Here is a 2,011-nt window from a genome sequence, read left to right as displayed (position 1 = left end):
TTTTGCTCTCAAGCTAAGCTGTAAATGGTGGCTATTTGATGCATCTTTAAGCTAACTTATTAATTGTTAGTCGAATACATTCATGACCAGAAGCTATGGGAAAGCTATTTGAATTTTGCTAAAAAGAAGCGCCCAAAGCTGATAATAAACTTGGGCACCTTAGTATGTATGAGACTGCTAAATAGCTATTTCTAAGCTATGACTTATGGGGGCATCTAAAAGGTGATTAACGAATACCTATATAGCAAGCGGGTTATGGATTTTCCTGAATCTTTTTAATAGATTTTGCCGCATCAAGTACAGTTTCTGGAAACGGGCGTGGCGCCCAGTTAAATAACTCACGTGCTTTGCTATTGTCTGCACTGATATTCATATCTAGAAAGCCGAGCATACCCTTAGCTTCACTATCAAAAAGAGACATAATACGAATTATTAGATTTGGAGCGACGCGTGTGCTTGGACCTTTATAGCCATGCTCTTTCAGTACCTTTGCAATTTGTCTAAGGTGGATTGCCTCTGGTCGAGAAGCAATAATACGCTGACCGGCAGTCTTATCGTGAGTCATTGCTTGTACGTGGACGTTTGCTACATCACGAACATCGACCATTGGAATAGCCACATTAGCGAGCATTGGGACTTTTCCGCGTAGCATTTGGTCAATCATTGACATCGATTGTCCACTAATATCATCACCCAATGCCGGACCAAATACGCCACCAGGGTGGACACTAACAAGCTCCATAGCAGAATCGTGTTTTTCTATAAATTGCCATGCCGCTTGTTCTGCTAATGTCTTGCTTTTTGCGTAGGTACCAATATCTTTAGCGTTAGTATCTGCCCAATCATCTGGTCCAATTGTGCCACTCTTCATTGTTGCCATCATAGTCATCGCAGAGCTAGTTAATACAACTCGCTTAACTCCAGCCTTTCTAGCGGCTCGAAGTGCTCGAAGTGTGCCCTCGACAGCAGGTTTTATCATTTCATCTTCATGTTTCGGCTCAGCAGCGGCAAACGGAGATGCAACATGCATTACATAGTTACAGCCTTCGGCGGCGTTATCCCATCCTTCATCAGAGGTCAGGTCTAGCTCGACAAATGACAACTCGCTTACATTGGTTGATGCTTTCTCTAGCGTTTTTTTGATGCTCTGTGCCTTTTTCATATTACGAATAGAGCCTCGAACATGAAAGCCTTGGTCTAAAAGCTGTTTTGCAATATGAAGACCAATAAAGCCTGAAATACCAGTCAGTAGAACGGTTTTCTTAGCCATTATAGTTGCCTCTTTTGTTTCTTGAATAATTAAGTACTGAGTGGTATCTTAATTCTATGTTATTCAGCTGTCAATAATAAAATACCAGACGGTACTTAAATATGAGCGAAGAAAAAAAAGCATCTCGTGGTCGGCCTAAAAAATTCGACCGTAACCATGTGCTAGATATTGCACAGGAAAGTTATTGGACACTCGGTATCAATCAGGTGTCGATTAATGAATTGTGCAAACTGGCAGGCGTATCTAAGCCAGGTATTTATCGAGAGTTTGGCGATGAAGATGGATTGACGCATGCTGTGCTAGAACGCTACGAGAAGACAATACTCAGCCCGATGCTCAGCGTTCTGAGTTTGGACATTCCATTTCATGAGACACTACAAAACCTTGCACTTTACAGCACGAGTGAAGATGAAACCTCTGAAATGCCCAAAGGGTGTCTGTTTGCAAATATGAAAGAATCACGCTTGAACTTGGGCGACTCAACAATCGAACAAATCGATAAAACCTATGAAAATGTCATAAAGGCATTAGAGCTATGGATTGATGCGGCAAAAGAGAAAGGAGAGTTCAAAACGACAGCTATGGATAGCCGATTTGCTGCTATTTATATTTATGCCCAAATCAGCTTTGCGCAATTACAAATGATGAAAGGCGAGTCCGGTAAGGATGCTCGGGCAATATTGCAGGTAGCTCTCTCCGTGCTTTGATAGGGAGCCAACAACCTAATGAATGTTTAGCTCT

General features: G+C 41.9%; 2 protein-coding genes. One reads left to right on the top strand and one right to left on the bottom strand.

Features of this window, described 5'->3' with window-relative positions:
* Window positions 1-253 precede the first annotated feature (253 nt).
* A complete protein-coding gene (locus J8L84_RS19985; protein ID WP_211072236.1) occupies window positions 254-1,270 on the bottom strand; it encodes an aldehyde reductase in 1,017 nt (338 codons plus the stop codon).
* 101 nt (window positions 1,271-1,371) lie between these two features.
* Between J8L84_RS19985 and J8L84_RS19980 the strand changes: the two genes are divergently transcribed.
* Window positions 1,372-1,977, top strand: a complete 606-nt coding sequence (locus J8L84_RS19980; RefSeq protein ID WP_211072235.1) for a TetR/AcrR family transcriptional regulator — start codon at window positions 1,372-1,374, stop codon at window positions 1,975-1,977.
* Window positions 1,978-2,011 lie beyond the last annotated feature (34 nt).

This window comes from Alteromonas sp. MMG017, assembly GCF_018100795.1.
GTDB lineage: Bacteria > Pseudomonadota > Gammaproteobacteria > Enterobacterales > Alteromonadaceae > Alteromonas.
Note: the sequence above shows the minus strand (reverse complement) of the source record. Positions and strands in the feature narration are given on the sequence as shown.

Coding starts and splice junctions, on each gene's coding strand:
- J8L84_RS19980 (WP_211072235.1), top strand. CDS start 1,372: ATGAGCGAAGAAAAAAAAGCATCTCGTGGTCGGCCTAAAAAATTCGAC.
- J8L84_RS19985 (WP_211072236.1), bottom strand. CDS start 1,270: ATGGCTAAGAAAACCGTTCTACTGACTGGTATTTCAGGCTTTATTGGT.